Source organism: Nocardia sp. NPDC004654, from assembly GCF_040609595.1.
Classification (GTDB): domain Bacteria; phylum Actinomycetota; class Actinomycetes; order Mycobacteriales; family Mycobacteriaceae; genus Nocardia.
Genome location: NZ_JBEXKI010000012.1, coordinates 141,975 through 159,351, shown reverse-complemented (window position 1 = coordinate 159,351; position 17,377 = coordinate 141,975). Strand labels below are relative to the sequence as shown.

The following is a 17,377-nucleotide window of genomic DNA, read 5'->3' as shown; positions in this document are numbered from 1 at the left end:
CGGAGGTCGAAAGCGGTTCTGCCGCAGGGGCTTCCACTGAAGGTGAATCCGATGCCAGGTCTTCCGCGGCGGAAGGTGAATCCGGAACCTCGGCGACCGGGGGCGAAACCGGCCCGTCTTCGTCCGCCGAGGGCGACGAATCCGATTCCGGCGCGGGGGAATCGACGGGGAAGCCGCCGACCGCTCCGGCCGGTGGCGCCCAGGTGAGTGTTCGGAAGGAGCCGGGACCGGACAAGGACTCCGCCGCGCCGCGCGACTTCAGCGATGCGCCCGCGCTGCTCGAGGTCGACGACATGGTCGTCAACTACGGCAGAATCCAGGCATTGCACGGTGTTTCGCTGCGGGTCGCGGAGGGCGAGCTGGTCACCCTGCTCGGCGCGAACGGCGCGGGCAAGACCACCACCATGCGCGCGCTGTCCGGGCTGCTGCCGCTGGCGCGCGGGCGGATCAAGTTCGAGGGCCGCGACATCACCACGATGAAGGCGCACGAACGGGTCGTCGGCGGGTTGATCCAGGCGCCGGAAGGCCGGGGCGTGTTCCCCGGCATGACGGTGCAGGAAAACCTCGACATGGGCTGCTACGGGCGGACTTTCGCGCAGAAGGCCGAGTACCAGCGAACGTTGGACTGGGTGTTCGAGCTGTTCCCCCGGCTGCTGGAGCGGCGCAAACAGGTCGGCGGCACACTCTCCGGCGGCGAACAGCAGATGCTCGCCATCGGCCGCTCGCTGATGGCGCGCCCGCGCCTGCTGCTGCTCGACGAGCCGTCGATGGGCTTGGCGCCCATGGTGATCCAGCAGATCTTCCGCATCATCGGGGAGATCAACCGGCAAGGCACCACGGTGCTGCTCGTCGAGCAGAACGCCCAGCAGGCGCTGGCCCGCAGCGACCGCGCCTACATCCTGGAGACCGGCGGCGTCACCAAGACCGGTAGCGGCAGCCAGCTGCTCACCGATCCCGCGGTGAAGTCGGCCTACCTCGGCGTGGGGTGAGAGTAGCCTCGCCAGCATGGACGAGGAGCTGCTCGAACTGGCGGACCGGTACTGGGACGAGACGTTGGCGGCGTCGCCGAGCCTGGCAACCCTGCTCGGCGACCACCGCTTCGACGATCGCATCGAGGATCTCTCGCTCGACGCCGAACAGCGTCGGCTCGAGTCCTCGCGCGATCTGCTCGGCCGGGTCGACGCGCTCGACCCGGCCCGTCTCTCGCCCGCCGATCGGGTGACCCGCGCCCTGCTGCGCGCGGAATTGGCCACGGCGGTGGACCATTTGGCCTGGCGGCCGCTGGAAATGGCCTCCGATCAGATGGACGGCGTCCACGCGGCGCTGCTCACCGCGGCGCCGCAGATGAACGCGCCGCGGCCCGAGCACGCGCGGGCCCTGGTGCGGCGGCACGAACAGCTCGGCGACATGCTCAGCACGGCGGTGGACCGTTTCCGCGACGGTCTCGCTGCGGGCCGCGCCCCGGCTCGGATCACCATCGAGCGTTCGCTCAACCAGCTCGACGGGTATCTGGCCTCGGACCCGTCGACCGATCCGTTCGTCACCTTCGCCGGACCGCAGGACTGGGACGGCGAGGCCGAATGGCGCGCCGAGCTGGCGCGGGTCGCGGCGGACGTGATCCGTCCCGCGTTCCAGCGGTACCGCGGCGCGCTCGCCGACGAACTGCTGCCCGCGGGCAGGCCCGACGAGCGCAGCGGTCTGTGCTGGCTCGGCGACGACGGCGCCGAGATCTACCGCAGCCTGCTGCGCCACCACACCACCCTGCCCGATCTGGGCGCGGAGGAGATCCACGAGCTGGGGCTTTCCGAGTTGGCTTTGCTGCGTGAGGAATACGCGCGGATCGGCACTCGGCTGTGGGGCACGTCGGATCTCGCGGAGATCTTCGGCAAGCTGCGCGACGATCCCGAGCTGTGTTATCGCGACGGCGAGCAGATCATGGTCGACGCCAAACGCTGCCTCGACGCCGCGACGGCCGAGATGGGGAACTGGTTCGGCAGGTTGCCCAGGGAAACCTGCGACATCGTGCCGGTGCCGGACTTCCTGGCCGCCGACGCCCCGACGGCCTACTACTTCCCGCCCGCCGCCGACGGCTCCCGTCCGGGAACGTATTTCGTGAATCAGTACGAGCCGCAGGGCCGCGGTCGGTTCGAGACCGCGGCCGTGGCCTTCCACGAGGCGATCCCCGGCCACCATCTGCAACTCACCATCGCCAACGAGCTCGAGCACTTGCCGCGCTTCCAGCGCCAGTCCTTCGCCAACACCGCCTTCGTGGAGGGCTGGGCGCTCTACACCGAGCGGCTGGCCGACGAGATGGGTTTGTACGCCGACGATCTCGACCGGCTCGGCATGCTCGCGGGCGATTCCTGGCGCTCCTGCCGCCTGGTGGTGGACACCGGCATCCACGCGAAGGGGTGGAGCAGGCAGCAGGCCATCGACTTCATGGTGGCCAACGCGCCGGTCGGGCTGACCGAGATCACCGTCGAGATCGACCGCTACATCGCGATTCCCGGGCAGGCGGTGTCCTACAAGGTGGGGCAGCTGGAGATTCGGAAGCAGCGAGCGCTGGCCACCGAGCGGCTGGGGGAGCGCTTCGACATCAAGGCTTTCCACGATGTCGTGCTCGGCTCGGGCACGGTGAGCCTGCCGGTGCTCAGGGAGTTGGTCGCCACCCTGTGAGGTCCGCGCTTCGAACGGCCGAGTTGCGGGCGGACGCCGCGTCGGGTTCCATGAAGGTGCGTTGACGAAGCACGGTCAGGGGGGACGATGAACCGGCTGTTGGCAACCCACGTCCGAAGACGAATCCTCATCGCGCTGCTCTGCGGTGCGGTGGCGCTGGGCGCGGCGGCGAGCATCGCCGCGCTGAGCGGGCCGCCCGCGGACGCGGGCGCCCTCCGGACCGGAGGACTCACGGCCGCGACCGGACCCGGATTCGCCGGATCGGTCGGCAACGCGACCGATCCCGCGCGCGACGCCGCCCCGCCGATCGCGCCCGCGCCGCTGGCCGGGCTTCCGCTGGCCGGATCGCCGCACGCCTCGTCGGCCCGCCCGGTGTACGCGCTGCGGGACCATCCGCTGTTCGCCCAGCACATCGGGTTGGGCCGGGTCGACTGCGAGTTGCCCGAATGGCGCGACGAACCCGAGGCCGCGCGGGTGTTCTATCGCGCCGCGCTCGGCTGTCTCAACGCGGCGTGGGAGCCGACGTTGCGCGGCGCCGGCCTGCCGTTCCGGCCACCTCGACTGGACGCGCCCGCCGCGGCCGACGCGGTGCGCAGCGCCTGCCCGCAGGACGGACGACCCGCGTCGTACTGCGAGTCGGACGAGACGATCGTCATCCCGTACGCCGCCGCACGGGACGTCACCGCCGATTCGCGCCGCGGCGCGCAACTGGCGCTGCTCGCCCAGGAATACGGTCACCACATCCAGCACGTGGTCGGAGTGCTGCGCGCCTACACCGAGCGCCGCACCCAAGTGGGCTGGCAGACCGCGGCTGGCCAGGAACAGAGCAGACGGCTCGAGCTGCAGGCCGGTTGTTTCGCGGGCATGTTCTTCGGCATCAACCACAGTCGCGGCGACATCGACCAGCGGACCTGGGACGAGGCCGCCGACCGGGCGCGCGCCGTGGCCGACCGGCCCGGCGCACCCCGCCTGCACGGCGCGGACCACAACGTGTGGGGCTGGTGGAAGTGGGGCTCCGACAAGGGCGACACCTGGGAGTGCAACACCTGGTACGCCGACCAGGAGAACGTCGAGTAGAGCCGCCTCCCGAGCCGGTTCGGCGCGAGTCCCGGTATCGGCGTATCGGCTTGTCGGTGCCGGTCCCTAGACTCTGGGGCGTGAGCTCACCTTCGACTGCCTCGCGTCCCGCTTCCGCGACCGCCACCGCTTCCGGCGACCGGCCGACACTGCTGTTGCTGGACGGGCATTCGCTCGCCTACCGCGCGTTCTTCGCGCTACCCGCGGAGAACTTCAAGACGGTCACCGGACAGACCACGAACGCGGTGTACGGGTTCACGGCGATGCTCATCAACCTGCTGCGCGACGAGAAGCCGACCCACGTCGCGGCGGCCTTCGACGTGTCGCGCAAGACCTTCCGCACCGAGGCGTACCCGGAGTACAAGGCCAACCGCAGCCAGACGCCGGACGAGTTCCGCGGCCAGGTGGAGCTCACCAAGGACGTGCTCGGCGCGCTCGGCATCCCGGTGATGGCGATCGACGGTTTCGAGGCCGACGACGTGATCGCGACCATCACCACCCAGGCGCAGGCAGAGGGCTTCCGCATCCTGATCGTCACCGGCGACCGCGATTCGATCCAGCTGGTCAACGACGAGGTCACGGTGCTGTACCCGCGTAAGGGCGTCAGCGACCTGACCAGGTTCACGCCCGACGAGGTGATGGCCAAGTACGGCCTCACCCCGAACCAGTACCCGGACTACGCGGCGCTGCGCGGCGACCCGAGCGACAACCTGCCCGGCATCCCCGGCGTGGGGGAGAAGACCGCCGCCAAGTGGATCCGCGAGTACGGCGATCTGGCCACCCTGGTGGAGAAGGTGGACCAGGTGAAGGGCAAGGTCGGCGACGCGCTGCGGGCCAACCTCAGCAGCGTGGTGCTCAACCGGCAGCTCACCGAGATGGTCAAGGATGTGCCGCTGCCCTACACCCCTGATCAGTTGGCGCAGGCGCCGTGGAACCGCGAGCAGATCCACCAGCTCTTCGACGATCTCGAATTCCGGGTGCTGCGCGACCGGCTGTTCGAGACCCTGGCGCCGCCGGAGCCGGAGGCCGAGTCCGGTTTCGAGATCTCCGGGGGCGCGCTCGCCGTCGGCGCGGTCGCCGAGTGGCTCGCCGCGCACGCGAAAGCCGGTGTCCGCCACGGTGTCTCGGTGGTCGGCACGGGCTCGCCGGGTAACGGCGACGTGAAGGCGATCGCGATCGCGGCCGCCGACGGTGAGAGCGGCTACATCGACGTCACCGTGCTCGCCCCGGAGGACGAGGCGGCGCTCGGCGCCTGGCTCGCCGACGCCGCGGTGTTCAAGGCGCTGCACGAGGCCAAGTCGGCCGGGCACGCGCTGCGCGGCCGCGGCTGGCGCATCGCGGGGCTGACCAGCGACACCGCGCTCGCGGCCTATCTGGTCCGGCCCGGCCAGCGCAGTTTCAATCTCGACGACCTCTCGCTGCGCTACCTGCGCCGCGAGCTGCGCGCCGAGACCGACGTGGCGCCCCAGCTCTCGCTGCTCGACGACGAGGACACCGTCGACGCGGAGCTGGCCCAGGCCGAGATGCTGCGCGCCCGCGCGGTGCTCGACCTGGCCGCCGCGCTGGACGAGGAACTCGAGCAGATCGAGTCCACCGCGCTGCTCACCGACATGGAACTGCCGCTGCTCGGCGTGCTGTCCACCCTGGAGGACGCGGGCATCGCGGTCGACGTCCCGCAGTTGGAGTCGCTGCAACGCCAGTTCGCCGACAAAGTGAGCGAGGCGGCCGAGGCGGCCTACGGCGTGATCGGCAAGCAGATCAACCTCGGCTCGCCCAAGCAGCTGCAGGTGGTGCTGTTCGACGAGCTCGACATGCCGAAGACCAAGCGCACCAAGACCGGCTACACCACCGACGCCGACGCGCTGGAATCGCTGTTCGAGAAGACCCAGCACCCGTTCCTCGAGCACCTGCTCGCGCACCGCGACGCGACCCGGCTCAAGGTGACGGTGGACGGCCTGCTGAAGTCCGTCGCCGAGGACGGCCGCATCCACACCACGTTCAACCAGACGATCGCGGCCACCGGACGGCTCTCCTCGACCGAGCCGAACCTGCAGAACATTCCCATCCGTACCGACACCGGACGCATGATCCGCGATACGTTCGTCGTCGGCGCCGGGTACGCGGAACTGATGACCGCCGACTACAGCCAGATCGAGATGCGGATCATGGCGCACCTGTCCGGCGACGAAGGTCTGATCGAGGCGTTCAATTCCGGCGAGGACCTGCACAGCTTCGTCGCGTCCAAGGCCTTCGACATCCCGATCTCCGAGGTGAGCCCGGAACTGCGCAGGCGGATCAAGGCGATGTCGTACGGCCTGGCCTACGGCCTGAGCTCCTACGGCCTCTCGGCGCAGCTGAAGATCAGCACCACCGAGGCCAAGGAGCAGATGGACATCTACTTCTCCCGCTTCGGCCGCATCCGCGACTACCTGTACGAGGTGGTCGAGCAGGCGCGCAAGGTCGGCTACACCGAGACGCTGTTCGGCCGCCGCCGCTACCTGCCCGACCTGGATTCCAGCAACCGGCAGCGCCGCGAGGCCGCCGAGCGGATGGCGCTCAACGCGCCCATCCAGGGCACCGCCGCCGACATCATCAAGGTCGCGATGATCAACGTGCACAAGGCGATTCGCGAGGCGGACTTGCGCTCGCGGATGCTGCTGCAGATCCACGACGAACTCGTCTTCGAGGTCGCCGAGGGCGAGCGGGAAACACTGGAACAGCTCGCGTGCGAACAGATGTCGGCCGCGATCGACCTGTCCGTGCCGCTGGACGTGTCGGTCGGCACGGGGCGAAGCTGGGATTCCGCCGCGCACTGAGCGTCCGGTCCCACACATCGGGCGTACGCCTCACAACAGCGCTGCCTCTGTGCGGCGTGTGCGGGATGTGTGGGAAGGCGGGATTCGCGTACGTGCCCCGCGCGGGGGCTCGGGGCGGGGGGTATGTCAGGGTCGGGTCTAGGTTTGCCGGCGTGGGCGCAGGCCGTCCATCATGTGGGTGGTCATCTCGTCCAGGAGCTCGTCGGCGGCTTCGCCGGCGATCACGCCGGAACTGACGAAGGTGGCCAGGCCCTGGAGTGCGGCGACAGCCGAAAGGGCGATGCGCCGTGGTTCGCCCACGGTGACCTCCCCGCGCGCCTGCGCGTCCGCGATCAGCGCGACCGGCGCCGCGAAGGCGCGGTCGACGGCCTCTGACATCGCGTCGCCCGCGGCCGGGCTGTGCCTGCGCGCGAACATCAGCGCGAGCAGCGCCGAGTTCTCCGTCGCGAAGCGCAGGTAGGTTCGCGCCATCTCGCGGATGCGTCCGCCGAAGGAGTCGCTCGGCGCGGTCCGCTCGAGCGCGGCGCCCAGCTGCTGAAACCCGGACACCGCGAGGGCGTCGAGCAACGCCTGCTTGTCCTTGAAATGCCGGGTCGGTGCCGCGTGGCTGACCCCGACGTCGCGGGCAAGCTGTCGCAGGGACAAGCCGTCGACACCGGATTCCCGCAGCGTGGCCTCGGCGCGCTGGAGCAGCTCGGCGCGCAGGTCGCCGTGGTGATAGGCGCGGCCTCGGGTGATCGACATGGTGTATGCAGGATAACAACATGTAGTCGTTGACTACTTTGTAGGCACTGCCTACATTTTCCGGTATGACGGTTCGGACCTTCACCGCCCCGATCGCCGTGTTGATGGTGTTCGCGGCGTTGCTCGCCACCATGTACCTCGGCTACGCCAGCAATACCGAGACGAACCTGCACGACTTTCCCGTCGCGCTGGTGAACCAGGACGTCGGAGACACGATCGACGGCAAGCCCGCGAACTTCGGCGCCCAGGTCACCGACGGACTGGTTGCCGAGATCCCCTCGGAGACGGTCGATCTGCGCGTCGTCGGCATCGCCGAGGCGCGCAACCAGCTGCAGAACGCCGAGGTGTACGGCGCCATCGTCATCCCCTCGGACTTCACCAAGCGACTCGCCATTCTCGGCGCTGGCGCGGTGGTACCTGGCGAGATCGAGCGACCGGTCATCACCGTGCAGACCAATCCCCGCGTCGGGCCCTACACGACCGGCATCATGCAGCGGATCGCCGACCGCGCGCTGGTCAGGGTGAACGAGACCGTCGGCAAGAACCTCACCGACCAGGTGAACGCCGCGCTCGCGAACGGAACCCCCGTCGAGATGAGCGGCGCGGCAAGGCTTTCGCTCTCCGATCCGGTGCACGTGATCACGGCTCCCTACCGGCCAATGGACGACGGCGCCGGGCAGGGTCTGGTCGCGTTCTTCTACACACTGATCCTGCTGCTCGCCGGATTCACCGGCGCCATGATCATTCACACGCTCGTCGATTCGGTGCTCGGCTTCACGCCGACCGAGTTCGGCCCCTGGTTCGTGCATCCGCCCGCCACCGGCGTCTCACGGCTGCGCACCCTGCTGGTCAAGTGGGGCGTCATCGCCACCGCGGCGCCCATTCTGTCGGCGGTATTCCTCGGCGTCGCAACGGTAGTGGGCGTCCCACTCGGCAACGGGCCGCTGCTGTGGCTGTACGGCACCCTGGCCATCATCGCCGTCGGCGTCACCGCGCTCGCGGTGCTCGCGGCCTTCGGTACCGCGGGCCTGCTGGTGAACCTGGTCCTGTTCGTGGTGCTCGGACTGCCCTCCTCGGCCGCCACCGTCCCGCTGGAGGCCACGCCGTCCTACATCTCGAATCTGGCCGCCTTCGAACCCATGCACCAGATCTACCTGGCCGTGCGCGCGATCCTCTTCTTCGATGCGCATGCCGAAGCCGGTCTCGGCCAAGGCCTTTGGATGACCGTGCTCGGATTGGTCATCGGCCTCGTCCTCGGCGTCCTCGCCACCCACCTCTACGATCGCCGCGGCCTGGACCGCGCCGCCGCATCGGATCCGGCGCCGGTCGCGATCCCCGTCACGGCGGTGTGAGTCCTACCGGGCGAGAGCGGCCGCGGATCTCGAACTGTCCGCGGCCGCTCTCTACGACGAATCACGCTGTGCCGGTGCGTACTTGGTGCATGCCAGCGTCCCTTGTAGGCGTGGCTGAAGGATGTTCCCATGGGCCAGCGTGCCGAGGACGCGCTACGACTACCGGCGGACCAATCGCGCCGCGCCGGTGCTCAGATCCACCTCGTCGCGAGGCGGCGCGCCATCGGACATGGTCTCGCGGTGCATGAGGGTGGTCTGGCGCTGTTCGAACTCGTAGTGCTTGGAGCCTTGGAAGACCGCGGTCACCTCTTCGAAGCCGGTGGCGGAAAGCGGGTGGCCGGTGCGGCGTTTGGTCCAGGGAAGCAGACGGCTGCCGGTGAGGCGATTCCAGAGGACCTCGGTGCAGGCGAGCGCGACGAGCAGGATGGCGAGACCGGGGATGGTCATGGCGACGAGACCCATGCCACAAAGGTACCCGCGCCGCGTGCCGTGTGAGCTGCGGTGATGATACTCGTGAGTAGAGGAAACGGGGGGTACGAAAAGGTTGCTATCGGGCTTCGCAGTGCCTATCCTCGATGCCGTGCCGAATCCCGCCGACCGCCACAGCGCAGCGCTCCGAGTCGCAGACCGCGACCGCGTTGCGCTAATTCCGCTTACCGCGGTGGTGGCGCACGCGCGACTTCTCGTAGTAACCCGCCGTAGCGGGGTCTGATTCGGACCGGCCCCCTCGCTGCGGGCTATTGATGTGTTGACGCTGGTCCCCTCCGCCGACATTCATTCTTCGGGAAGACCTACCTCACAATGACCATGCTCACTCTTGATACGCAGACTTTCATCGCCGCCGCGCCCAAGGGGCTGCGGGCGGAAGCCGCCGGGATGACGCCGACGGAGTTCTACGACCGCTACTGCGGGCACACCGGTCCGGTCCGGCTCAGTGAATTCGCCGGCGGTCACCGCAACGCGGAGTGCACCGCGACGCTCGAGTTCGCCGACCACCTGCGCACGGTGGCCACCACCGGCAGCCCGGTCGCCGCCCTCACCTCGGCTCTCTACGAGGAGGGCTACCCCGTGGAGATCTTGCAGTTCCACCAGCGCCGCACCGCGGGCGGCACCGCGACCTTCGTCCGGTGCGAACTCGACGGCAAGCGCGGGTGGGGCGCGGCGGTCGCCGGCGACGGCGCCGAATCCATTGTCCGCGCGATGATTTCCGGTATCAACCGACTCGGTTCCTGAAAGCACGACGGGCCGGGCGCCCCGCTGGGGGTGCCCGGCCCGATCCGTCGGCTCGGCCTATTCGGAAGCGGACTGCTGCTCGGCGAGCTGCTTGCGGACCTCGTCCATGTCGAGGGCCTTCACCTGGGTGACCAGATCCTCGAGCGCGGCCGGGGGCAGCGCGCCCGGCTGCGCGAACACCAGCACACCCTCGCGGAACGCCATGATGGTCGGAATGGAGCGGATGTTCGCGGCGGCCGCGAGACCCTGCTCGGATTCGGTGTCGACCTTGCCGTGGACGACGTCCGGGTGCTTGGTCGAGGAGGCCTCGAAAGTCGGCGCGAAGCTCTTGCACGGACCGCACCACTCGGCCCAGAAATCGACGAGTACCACGTCGTTTCCGGTGACTACCTCATCGAAGTTCTGCTGGGTCAGCGTCTGGGTGGCCATGACGTCCTCTCGTTCGAATGTTGCCAGCTGTAACGCCGGGCTCGTCTCTTATCTTCCACGGGCCACCGGCCACTCCCGCCGTTGGTCGCCGTCCCATCGCCGGATACCCACGATGGTCGCGGGGAAATCACGGTCGGCGGCTACGGCGTGTACCGCGGTGCCGAGCTGCCGGACCGATACCCGCCTGGCCAGCGTGATATGCGGCGTCCACGCGTCCGGACGCAGGTTCGCGGGCGCGCCGGGACACGGCGACACGACGTCGTAGACCCGCCTTTGCAGCGTGAGCAGTTGCTCGGAGGGAACCACCAGCCGAACGAGAATCGGGTGCCGCGCCCCGAACACCAGCACCCCGCCGAGCCGTACCGGGAATGGCCGGAAGATCAGCTGGTCGAGTGCGTGGTCGATGCGCGGCCAGATCTGTCTGGCCACGGCGATCGTGATGTGCGGGCGATGGGTCTCGATCGCCTTCGCCGTGACACTCGGCAGTCCGGCCTCCGCGAGCAGCGCCCACTGCCGCCGAATCTCCGCCTCGGCCGCGTCGTCCACCAGCAATTCGACCGACTGCACCATGATCTTTCCAACGTAGCCGCGCGGCCGGTGCCGCGGGCCGGTTCCGGTGCGGCGAGGCGTCGGCGAGAGGATTGCCCGGTGAAGCTAGCGAGGACAGCGGTGCGACTGGGATTGATCGAGGGCGACGGGATCGGTCCCGAGGTGGTGCGCGCGACCAGGGTGGTCGTGGACGAGGCGCTGGCGGCGGCCGGCGCGCCTGCGGTGGAGTGGGTGGAGTTGCCGATGGGTCACCGCGCCATCGAGGAGTTCGGCGCCGCGCTGCCGGAACACACGCTGCGCGGGCTCGAGGAACTCGACGCGTGGGTCCTCGGACCGCACGACAACGCGTCCTATCCGGCCGAGCATCGCGGCGCGGTGGCGCCGGGCGGCGCGATCCGCAAGCAGTTCGGCCTGTTCGCCAACATCCGCCCGGCCCGCGCCTTTCCCGGTGTGCGGTCGGCGGCGCCGGATATCGACCTGGTGATCGTGCGCGAGAACAGCGAGGGGTTCTACGCCGACCGCAATATGTTCGCCGGGTCGGGCGAGTTCCAGCCGACCCGCGACATGGCCATGGCCGTCGGCGTGGTGACCCGGCGGGCCTGCGAGCTGATCGCGCACGAGGCCTTCCGGCTGGCCTCGGCCCGCCGCAAGCGGGTGACCATCGTGCACAAGGCGAACGTGCTGCCGATGACCATGGGACTGTTCCGCGACGTCTGCTACGAGGTGGCGCGCGCCTACCCCGGCGTCGAGGTGGACGACGAGCACGTGGACGCCACGGCCGCGCATCTGGTCCGCGCCGCGGGCGATTTCGACGTGCTCGTCACGGAGAATCTGTTCGGCGACATCCTGTCCGATCTGGCGGGCGAGCTGAGCGGTTCGCTCGGCATGGCCGCCTCGCTGAATTGTTCGGCCACCCGCGCGATGGCGCAGGCGGTGCACGGCGCCGCGCCGACGCTGGCCGGACACAACCGCGCCAACCCGGTGGCGCTACAGCTGTCCGCGGCGATGTTGCTGCGCTGGTTGGGAACTCGCGACGCGGACGCTGCGGCGAGCGACGCCGCCGACCGCATCGAACGGGCGGTCGCCGCCACCTTCGCGGCGGGCATCGCGACCGCGGATCTGGGTGGTCAGGCCTCGACGGCGGAGTTCACCGAGCAGGTGTGCGCGCGGGTGCACCGCCGCTGAACCCGGCGGGCGGCCTCAGTTGCCGCTGTTCAGCCCCGAGGCGATCTTGACGACCACCTTCTCGTCGGTCACCTCTTGGACCGTGACGTTCATGCCTTCGGCGGGCTGGGTCTCACCGACCGGGACGTCGACCTGCTGGCCGCCGATCTTCAGGGTGACCGTGTTGCCGTTCACCGCGACGAGTTCCGCGTCGATGCCGAGGATATTGGCTTTGGCGTCCACGCCGCGGGTGAAGGTCACGGTGCACCCGCCGACATTGCACTCGGACTTGGTGCCGGGCCCCTCCACGGTGCAGGCGGCAGCGCCGAGTGGGGCGAGCAGGGCCACGAAGGACAGGGCGATCAGCCGTCGAACACGCACGCGCCCAGTGTAGAGGGAAAACCGGACATCTCCGGCGCGTCGCATGCGACGCCACCGCGGGCAACCCGCGCTCGCGCGTGGCGCCCACCGGCGTGCCCGCGTTGTTTCGCTGCCGCCGCGCCACAGCGGGCCGAGGGAGAGCTGGTCGTCGAGGGTGTCGCGCGCCGTGGGTAGCGGTGGCTGCGCCCTGTGTCGGCGCATGCGCGCCGGTCGGAAGCGGTGTAAACGAGCGGGGACCGGGTAGTGCCTCCGGGTGAGGCTCGGTGTTCTGGATCTGGGGTCGAACTCGGCGCAATTTCTGGTCGTGGACGCGTCGCCCGGCGCGCCGCCCCTGCCGATCCGGGCGCTGAAGGAACCGGTGGTGCTGGCGGAGGACATCGACGCGGACGGGGAGATCGGCGACGCCGGGATCGAGCGGACCGCGACCGCGGTGTCCCGAATCCTGCAGGCGGCGCGGCGCTACGAGATCGAGAGTTTCTACGCGTTCGTCACCGCCGCGATCCGGGACGCGCCGAACCGGGAGTCGGTGCTCGACGGCGTCGAGCGGGCCGCGGGTATCCGCCCGCAGTTTCTCACCGGCGCCCAGGAAGCGCGGCTGACCTATCTGGCGGTGCGCCGGTGGTACGGGTGGCGGGCCGGGCCGCTGCTGGTGCTCGACATCGGCGGCGGCTCGATGGAACTGGCCCTCGGCCGCGACGACGAACCGGAGCTCGCGCTCTCGCTACCGCTCGGCGCCGGACGACTGACCCGCGCGTACCTGCGCGGCGATCCGCCCGATCTACACGAGGTCGGCCTGTTGCGCGAACACATCGAGGAGTGTCGCCGTTCGCCACCCGCGAGCTGCGCCAGGCCCAAGCCCGCCGGATCACGCGCCGCCTCGCGAAGCTCTCCGCGCGCCAACGCGCCCAGCTGCGCGGCGTCTCCCAGCCGCGGGCCCGCCAGATCCTCGCGGGGGCCATGGTCGCCGAAGCCACGATGGCGGCGCTGAACATCGAACGCCTCGAGGTGAGCCCGTGGGCGCTGCGCGAAGGCGTTGTGCTGCAACATATCGCGACGCTGGTCGACACCGACGACATCCTGCCGCTCACGCCGTTCGCCCTGGCCCAGGAGCCCGAGCCCGATCCGGTGATCACCACGTTGGCCGGGCATCGCTGACGACGATTTGCTGGCGGGGGATCGCGTGCGCTGCTTTCGTGACGACGCTGCGTTCCTGATTGCATGAACCTGCGAGATCGAGGCTCGCTGGTCGCTGGTCGCCTGCCACGTCGCGCGATCGCGAGACGGCGTTGATTCCTAGTGCGCGGGCACGCCCCACACGTCGACCGGATCGCGACCGCCCACTCCCGACGCGAATTCCTTGATGCGGAACCGTCCGCCCGCGTCCGACGCGAGCGGGGGAGTGTCGCCGCCCGCGTTGGCGCGGAACCCGTCCAGCACCTCGCGCAGCGTTTCGACGGCGGTGTGGCGCGGTGTCCAGTCCAGTTCGGTCCGCGCGCGGCCGGTGTCCATGATCGGCAGTCGCAGCAGCGCGTCGAAGAGGCCGGGCGGTGTGGGCGCGAGGCGCAGCCGCCATGCTGTCGAGAGGGCCGCGCGGACCGTGCCCGCCGGCACTTCCACGGTCCTTGCGTCGAAGAGTTCGCCGAGGCGCGCACGGTCGAGCACCGGGTCCGCGGCGATGTTGAACGCGCCGCGGGCGTCGGTGACGGCGGCGCGGGCGAAGGCGCGGCCCGCGTCGTGGCTGTGCAGCGCCTGCATGCGCAAGCCGCGCGGCACCGGAAGGATCGGAAGAGTTCCCGGGCGGACCAGCGGGTGCGGCAGCAGCGGCCCGGCGAACAGGCGGCGCTGCTCGCTGGCCGAGGCGCGCTGGAAGACGAACGACGGCCGCATGCGCACCACCCGTGTCTCGGGATGCTCGGTTTCGAACGCGTCGAGCACGCGCTCGACGTAGGCCTTCTCCCTCGTGTACGCCGCGAGTGGCCAGCCGTCGGTGGGCCACGACTCGTCGACCGGATCGTCGTCGCGCGCGGGGGAGTACGCGCCGATCGACGAGGCGCAGACCACGGCGGGTACGCCTTCGGCCACCGCGGCGGCGAGCACCCGCTGGGTCCCGATGACGTTGGCGCGCCAGGTGACCTCCGGCCGGTGGGTCGGCTGGAACAGCCACGCCATGTGCACGACAGCGTCGGCGTTGCGGAAGACCCGGCCGAGATCGTCCATGCGCACGTCGGCGCCGGCGAATTCCATCCCGGACGGCAGGGTCGACGGCGCGCGACGCGCCACCCCCACGATCGAGGTCACCACCGGTTCGGCCGCCAACGCCGAGACCACCGAGGTGCCGATATTGCCCGTAGCACCCACCACGACGACGCGCATGGCCACTCCTCACCACCGGAGATGTCGGACGTGGGCCGCAGTACCACGCGGCGGTCGGTTCAAACCACCGTGCGAGATGTCGCCGCAGTTCAGGCGTGCCGCGTCCCTCGGCGGGTACGCGCGCGGTATGGAGACCCGAGATCGAATCGCCGACCCCTGGGGGCGCAGGTTCGCCTACGCCGCCGGACAGCAGTGGCCCGAACGGGTCGACATGTATCTGGCCGACGGCGTAAAACCCGAGGCCGTGCAGCGGTGGGTGCCGTCCGCCTCGGTCATGAGCTCCAACGGCGACGCGCTCGACATCGCGGTCTTGGACGGCCGGATGGTCGGGGTGCGCGGCCGTGCGGTCGACCGGGTCAACCGCGGCAGGCTCGGACCGAAGGATCTGTTCGCCTGGCAGGCCAATGCGTCGCCCGATCGCCTGACCCGCCCGCTCGTCCGCCGCGACGGCGAACTGGTCGAGACCGATTGGGACACGGCCATGGACCGCATCGTGCGGCACAGCAAGAGCCTGCTCGAGCGGCACGGGCCCTCGGCGATCGGCTTCTACACCTCCGGCCAGCTGTTCCTGGAGGAGTACTACACGCTGAGCGTGCTCGCCCACGCGGGTATCGGCACCAACCACGTCGACGGGAACACCCGGCTCTGCACGGCGACGGCCGCGGAGGCGCTGAAGCAGTCCTTCGGCTGCGACGGCCAGCCCGGCTCGTACACCGACGTCGACCACGCCGACGTCATCGCGCTGTTCGGGCACAACGTCGCCGAGACGCAGACGGTGCTGTGGGCGCGGATCCTCGACCGGCTCGCCGGACCGAACCCGCCCGCGATCGTGTGCGTCGACCCGCGCTACACCCCGGTCGCTGAGCACGCCGCAGTCCACCTCGCGCCCCTGCCCGGCACCAATGTCGCGCTGATGAACGCCCTGCTGCACGAGATCATCGCCAACGGGTGGGTGGATCACGAGTACATCCGCGAGCACACCGTCGGCTTCGACGAATTGCGCACCCGGGTGAGCGAATGCTTCCCGGAGCGGGCGGCACGGATCTGTGGTGTTCCGGCCGGGCACATCCGCGAAACGGCCCGCCTGCTCGGTACCGCGCCGCGGCTGCTGTCCACGGTGCTCCAGGGTTTCTACCAATCCCATCAGGCGACCGCGGCGGCGGTGCAGGTCAACAACATCCACCTGATCCGGGGGATGCTCGGGCGGCCCGGCTGCGGCGTATTGCAGATGAACGGTCAGCCGACGGCGCAGAACACCCGCGAATGCGGCGCCGACGGTGACATGGCGGGCTTTCGCAACTGGGCCAACGACGCGCACGTCGCCGAGCTGGCCGAGCGGTGGCGGGTCGATCCGGATCGGATCCCGCACTCCGGACCGCCGACCCACGTCATGCGGATGATCCGGTACGCCGAGCAGGGCGATATCCGGATGCTGTGGGTGAGCGCCACCAACCCTGCGGTGTCGCTGCCGGAGCTGGCGCGCGTCCGGTCGGTCCTCGCGCGCGAGGACCTGTTTCTCGTGGTGCAGGACATCTTCCCGACCGAGACCGCGGCGATGGCCGATGTGGTGCTGCCCGCCGCGGCGTGGGGCGAGAAGACCGGCGCGTTCACCAACGCCGACCGCACCGTGCACCTCTCGGAGCGGGCCGTCGACCCGCCGGGAGAGGCGAAGTCCGATCTCGACATCTTCCTGGACTACGCCCGCCGCATGGACTTTCGCGACCGGGACGGCGGCCCGCTGATCCACTGGCACGATCCGGAGTCGGCGTTCGAGGCGTGGAAGGCGTGCACGGCCGGACGTCCGTGCGACTACAGCGGCCTGACGTACGCGAGGTTGCGGGCGGGCTCGGGCATCCAATGGCCCTGCGACAGCACGCATCCGGACGGCACCGAGCGGCTCTATACCGACGGGCGGTTCTGGAGCGCGCCCGACGAGTGCGAGTCCTATGGCAAGGACCTGCTCTCCGGGAAGCCGGTGGAGCCCGCCGAGTACCGGGCGCTGAACCCGGACGGCAAGGCGATCATCAAATCGGCCGACTACGTGCACGCGCGCGAGACGCCCACCGAGGACCATCCGTTCGCGCTGGTCACCGGGCGAACGTTGTACCACTTCCACACCAGGACGAAGACCGCCCGCGCACCGCAGCTGGAGGCGGCAGCGCCGGAGGTCTGGGTCGAGATCTCGCGCACCGACGCCGAACGCGCGGGGATCGGCGAGGGCGACCTGGTGGCGGTGACGACGCGACGTGGATCGGTGCGGGCCCGCGCCCGCATCGGCCGCATCCGCCCCGGCGTGTTGTTCCTGCCGTTCCACTACGGCTACTGGGATCACGGGGACGGCGCCCACGACCGGGCCGCGAACGAACTCACCCCCACCGACTGGGACCCCTCGTCCAAACAGCCCCTGTTCAAGACCGCGGCGGCGAACCTGGTGCGGGTGGCGCCGGGCGCCGATCCGTCCACCGCGCCGACGACGACCGGGTCCGCCCCGGTCGACGCCTCCGTTCCCGCCACCACGGGCGGCCCTGCGGCCTTCGCGGTCGAACTCGATTCCTGAATCAAGGTTTCGATACCCGGCCGCGT

General features: G+C 69.9%; 15 protein-coding genes and 1 pseudogene. 10 read left to right on the top strand and 6 right to left on the bottom strand.

Annotation, left to right across the window (positions count from 1 at the left end; genetic code table 11):
• Nucleotides 1-293 precede the first annotated feature (293 nt).
• The 4 genes from ABZV58_RS32980 to polA all read left to right on the top strand — a co-directional run bounded on the left by ABZV58_RS32980 (nucleotide 294) and on the right by polA (nucleotide 6,569).
• Nucleotides 294-989, top strand: coding sequence for an ABC transporter ATP-binding protein (locus ABZV58_RS32980; protein ID WP_355004166.1), 696 nt, complete (start codon nucleotides 294-296; stop codon nucleotides 987-989).
• A gap of 16 nt (nucleotides 990-1,005) precedes the next feature.
• Nucleotides 1,006-2,676: a DUF885 domain-containing protein gene (locus ABZV58_RS32975; RefSeq protein WP_355004104.1), complete on the top strand. Its 1,671-nt coding sequence runs from the start codon at nucleotides 1,006-1,008 to the stop codon at nucleotides 2,674-2,676.
• An 87-nt stretch (nucleotides 2,677-2,763) separates the two neighbouring features.
• Nucleotides 2,764-3,753, top strand: a complete 990-nt coding sequence (locus ABZV58_RS32970) for a neutral zinc metallopeptidase (RefSeq protein WP_355004103.1) — start codon at nucleotides 2,764-2,766, stop codon at nucleotides 3,751-3,753.
• An 80-nt stretch (nucleotides 3,754-3,833) separates the two neighbouring features.
• Nucleotides 3,834-6,569 (top strand): DNA polymerase I, encoded by a 2,736-nt coding sequence (polA, locus tag ABZV58_RS32965; RefSeq protein WP_355004102.1) that lies wholly within the window; start codon nucleotides 3,834-3,836, stop codon nucleotides 6,567-6,569.
• Between the two features lie 138 nt (nucleotides 6,570-6,707).
• Here the strand turns inward: polA and ABZV58_RS32960 are convergent, their stop codons facing one another.
• Nucleotides 6,708-7,313, bottom strand: coding sequence for a TetR/AcrR family transcriptional regulator (locus ABZV58_RS32960; RefSeq protein ID WP_355004101.1), 606 nt, complete (start codon nucleotides 7,311-7,313; stop codon nucleotides 6,708-6,710).
• A 65-nt stretch (nucleotides 7,314-7,378) separates the two neighbouring features.
• On the opposite strand from ABZV58_RS32960, the gene ABZV58_RS32955 reads away from it, so the two are divergent.
• Nucleotides 7,379-8,665 carry a DUF3533 domain-containing protein gene (locus tag ABZV58_RS32955; RefSeq protein WP_355004100.1) on the top strand — a complete coding sequence of 429 codons (1,287 nt, stop codon included), beginning with the start codon at nucleotides 7,379-7,381 and terminating at the stop codon, nucleotides 8,663-8,665.
• 159 nt (nucleotides 8,666-8,824) lie between these two features.
• Here the strand turns inward: ABZV58_RS32955 and ABZV58_RS32950 are convergent, their stop codons facing one another.
• A complete protein-coding gene (locus ABZV58_RS32950) occupies nucleotides 8,825-9,127 on the bottom strand; it encodes a DUF6191 domain-containing protein (RefSeq protein ID WP_355004099.1) in 303 nt (100 codons plus the stop codon).
• 345 nt (nucleotides 9,128-9,472) lie between these two features.
• On the opposite strand from ABZV58_RS32950, the gene ABZV58_RS32945 reads away from it, so the two are divergent.
• A complete protein-coding gene (locus ABZV58_RS32945) occupies nucleotides 9,473-9,898 on the top strand; it encodes a 2-keto-3-deoxygluconate kinase (protein ID WP_355004098.1) in 426 nt (141 codons plus the stop codon).
• 57 nt (nucleotides 9,899-9,955) lie between these two features.
• On the opposite strand, the gene trxA is transcribed toward ABZV58_RS32945, so the two are convergent.
• Nucleotides 9,956-10,327, bottom strand: a complete 372-nt coding sequence (trxA, locus tag ABZV58_RS32940; protein WP_355004097.1) for a thioredoxin — start codon at nucleotides 10,325-10,327, stop codon at nucleotides 9,956-9,958.
• Nucleotides 10,328-10,375: 48 nt separating this feature from the next.
• Nucleotides 10,376-10,897 (bottom strand): 2'-5' RNA ligase family protein, encoded by a 522-nt coding sequence (locus ABZV58_RS32935; RefSeq protein ID WP_355004096.1) that lies wholly within the window; start codon nucleotides 10,895-10,897, stop codon nucleotides 10,376-10,378.
• A gap of 78 nt (nucleotides 10,898-10,975) precedes the next feature.
• Here ABZV58_RS32935 and ABZV58_RS32930 point away from each other — a divergent pair, with 78 nt between their 5' ends.
• Entirely contained in the window at nucleotides 10,976-12,061 is a 1,086-nt protein-coding gene (locus ABZV58_RS32930; RefSeq protein ID WP_355004095.1) for an isocitrate/isopropylmalate family dehydrogenase, read from the top strand.
• Nucleotides 12,062-12,076: 15 nt separating this feature from the next.
• Here ABZV58_RS32930 and ABZV58_RS32925 read toward each other — a convergent pair whose 3' ends face one another.
• On the bottom strand, nucleotides 12,077-12,421 hold the full coding sequence (locus ABZV58_RS32925; RefSeq protein WP_355004094.1) for a hypothetical protein: 345 nt from the start codon (nucleotides 12,419-12,421) through the stop codon (nucleotides 12,077-12,079).
• Between the two features lie 253 nt (nucleotides 12,422-12,674).
• Here ABZV58_RS32925 and ABZV58_RS32920 point away from each other — a divergent pair.
• Together ABZV58_RS32920 and ABZV58_RS32915 are read left to right on the top strand one after the other, a co-directional pair.
• Nucleotides 12,675-13,181, top strand: a pseudogene (locus tag ABZV58_RS32920) (hypothetical protein); the annotation flags it as partial.
• A 56-nt stretch (nucleotides 13,182-13,237) separates the two neighbouring features.
• Nucleotides 13,238-13,576 (top strand): hypothetical protein, encoded by a 339-nt coding sequence (locus ABZV58_RS32915; protein WP_355004093.1) that lies wholly within the window; start codon nucleotides 13,238-13,240, stop codon nucleotides 13,574-13,576.
• Between the two features lie 138 nt (nucleotides 13,577-13,714).
• Here ABZV58_RS32915 and ABZV58_RS32910 read toward each other — a convergent pair whose 3' ends face one another.
• Complete coding sequence (locus ABZV58_RS32910) at nucleotides 13,715-14,794, bottom strand: NAD-dependent epimerase/dehydratase family protein (RefSeq protein WP_355004092.1); 1,080 nt, start codon at nucleotides 14,792-14,794, stop codon at nucleotides 13,715-13,717.
• A gap of 127 nt (nucleotides 14,795-14,921) precedes the next feature.
• On the opposite strand from ABZV58_RS32910, the gene ABZV58_RS32905 reads away from it, so the two are divergent.
• The gene (locus tag ABZV58_RS32905; protein ID WP_355004091.1) at nucleotides 14,922-17,351 is read left to right on the top strand and encodes a nitrate reductase; all 2,430 of its coding nucleotides are present in this window, start codon (nucleotides 14,922-14,924) and stop codon (nucleotides 17,349-17,351) included.
• The last annotated feature ends 26 nt before the right edge of the window (nucleotides 17,352-17,377 follow it).

Excerpts from the sequence above, each read along its gene's own strand:
- ABZV58_RS32980 (WP_355004166.1), top strand. The coding sequence starts at position 294 with ATGGTCGTCAACTACGGCAGAATCCAGGCATTGCACGGTGTTTCGCTG.
- ABZV58_RS32975 (WP_355004104.1), top strand. The coding sequence starts at position 1,006 with ATGGACGAGGAGCTGCTCGAACTGGCGGACCGGTACTGGGACGAGACG.
- ABZV58_RS32970 (WP_355004103.1), top strand. The coding sequence starts at position 2,764 with ATGAACCGGCTGTTGGCAACCCACGTCCGAAGACGAATCCTCATCGCG.
- ABZV58_RS32960 (WP_355004101.1), bottom strand. The coding sequence starts at position 7,313 with ATGTCGATCACCCGAGGCCGCGCCTATCACCACGGCGACCTGCGCGCC.
- ABZV58_RS32955 (WP_355004100.1), top strand. The coding sequence starts at position 7,379 with ATGACGGTTCGGACCTTCACCGCCCCGATCGCCGTGTTGATGGTGTTC.
- ABZV58_RS32950 (WP_355004099.1), bottom strand. The coding sequence starts at position 9,127 with ATGGGTCTCGTCGCCATGACCATCCCCGGTCTCGCCATCCTGCTCGTC.
- ABZV58_RS32945 (WP_355004098.1), top strand. The coding sequence starts at position 9,473 with ATGCTCACTCTTGATACGCAGACTTTCATCGCCGCCGCGCCCAAGGGG.
- trxA (WP_355004097.1), bottom strand. The coding sequence starts at position 10,327 with ATGGCCACCCAGACGCTGACCCAGCAGAACTTCGATGAGGTAGTCACC.
- ABZV58_RS32935 (WP_355004096.1), bottom strand. The coding sequence starts at position 10,897 with ATGGTGCAGTCGGTCGAATTGCTGGTGGACGACGCGGCCGAGGCGGAG.
- ABZV58_RS32910 (WP_355004092.1), bottom strand. The coding sequence starts at position 14,794 with ATGCGCGTCGTCGTGGTGGGTGCTACGGGCAATATCGGCACCTCGGTG.
- ABZV58_RS32905 (WP_355004091.1), top strand. The coding sequence starts at position 14,922 with ATGGAGACCCGAGATCGAATCGCCGACCCCTGGGGGCGCAGGTTCGCC.